Source organism: Azospirillum isscasi (assembly GCF_030849505.1).
Lineage (GTDB): Bacteria > Pseudomonadota > Alphaproteobacteria > Azospirillales > Azospirillaceae > Azospirillum > Azospirillum isscasi.
Genome location: NZ_JAUJFI010000337.1, coordinates 1 through 1,810, shown reverse-complemented (window position 1 = coordinate 1,810; position 1,810 = coordinate 1). Strand labels below are relative to the sequence as shown.

General features: G+C 73.9%; 1 protein-coding gene and 1 pseudogene. Both read right to left on the bottom strand.

What is annotated here, in order from left to right:
* A pseudogene (locus QSG27_RS28835) lies at positions 1-924 on the bottom strand (tetratricopeptide repeat protein); the annotation flags it as partial.
* A gap of 5 nt (positions 925-929) precedes the next feature.
* A complete protein-coding gene (locus tag QSG27_RS28830) occupies positions 930-1,670 on the bottom strand; it encodes a flagellar motor protein MotB (protein ID WP_306712274.1) in 741 nt (246 codons plus the stop codon).
* Positions 1,671-1,810 lie beyond the last annotated feature (140 nt).

The following is a 1,810-nucleotide window of genomic DNA, read 5'->3' as shown; positions in this document are numbered from 1 at the left end:
CGTGGCCGCGGCACCCGGCGCCGGTGCGGCGGGCGCGGGCGGCACGGACGCCGGCGGGGCGGGCTGCGGACGCACCGTGGTCGTGGTGGCGCCCGGCGGCGGGGGCGCGTTCGCCGTTTCGGCTGCCGGAAGGCCGGCGCGCGTGCCCGGATTCAGCACGTCGATCACCACGGACCGGCCCGACTTGCTGTCCTTGATCTCCGCGTCCTGCGGCACGGCGAGGGTGACGGCCAGCGCGCCGTTGGCCTGCCGGAACTGCTCCACGTTCTGGATGTTGCGCAGCGTCGTCTTGGCCACCGGCGCCAGATCGGCGTTGCCGTTGCGGTCGAACAGCAACGTGGCCGACGCGCCGTCGCGGCGCAGCGTGTAGTTGGCGCCTTCCGGCCAGGTGAAGGTCAGGCGGCTCTGCTCCGCCGTGTCGCCGGCGCTGACCGTCACCCGCCCCGCGGAACGCGCGGGGGCGGCGGCAGGGGCAGCGGGCGAGGCGGCGGGAGTCTCCGCCTTGGTCGCCTCCGCCTTGATGGTCTGGGCCGGAGCCTCGGCGGCGGGGGTCAGGTCCAGCGCCACGGCGTTGCCGTTGCGGAAGCTCTTCAGCGTCACCGGGCGCTTCAGGTCGAAGGTCACGGTCTTGCCGTCGCCGCCGATCCGCACCCCCGACAGATAGTCGGGCAGCGCCGACACCGTGCGGTCCAGCGCGGCGTTGATCGGCTCGTCGAAGCGGACGACCAGCGTGCCGCCCTCCACCGACGCGCTGTAGCCGGTCTGGCGCGGCCAGTCGAAGACCATGCGCCCGAAGGTCTTGTGGGTGGCGGCGCGCACCGGGACGTCGACGGCCCGGGCAGCCGGCATGGCGGCGGCAAGCAGCGCCGTGGCGGCCACGAAGCCGCACAGCCAGCGCCGGTACGCCCCCCTTCCCCGCCCCATCCGCGTCATTCCTCCGGTTCCGTTTCGGCCGCCGCCGGCCCCGACACGGGCGGCCCCGCCGTTTCCTCGCGCACCACCACGTCCACCCGCGCGCCGCCCGGCACCGGGTCGATGCCCGCCGGCTCGCTCATCAGGCTGCGCGCCACGAGGTCGCGCTTGTAGCCCGTCTCGCGCAGCAGCGCCGCAACGGCAACCGCGCGCGTCAACGCGCGTTCCCACCCCAGCCCCGCGGACTGGTCCTCCCGCTCGGCGTGGCCGACGACCTCGATCCGGTTGCCGATCCGGCCCACCGCGGCGCCCAGCAGATACAGCACACGCCGTCCCTGGTCCGTGAAGCTGCCGCCGGTCGGGTCGAACATCACATGGGCCGGCAGGCCGATCACCACCCGGTCGTCCTCCCGCCTCACCTCCACCGCCGCCAGATCCTCGTTGGCGGCGGTCTGGGTGCGCAGCAGGGCGCTCAGATAATCCAGATTGATCGCGGAATATGACTCCACCGTGGCGGCGTTGAAGGCCGCCTTCGGCTCGGGCGGCGCGGAAGACGGCGTGACCGCGGTGGAGCGGGCGGACGACAGCGACTTGACCAGCCCGGTCCAGCGCTGCGCCTCCGGCTCGCTCATCGAATACATCAGCACGAAGAAGGCCAGCAGCAGCGACATCAGGTCGGTGAAGCTGATCAGCCAGATCGTCCGGTTGTGGCCGCCGCTCTTGTCCTCGGCCTTGGGGAGTTTGGGCAGGCGGATCATCGGCGCCCTCCCCCCGGCGGGTCGTCGGTCGCGCGCAGGCTGAACAGCAGGCGGACGGCGCCCGGCGCGCCGCGCTCGATGCCCACCGTCACCGAGTCCGCCGGCGCCCCGTCGGCGGTCAGCAGCCGGGCCAGCGCGCC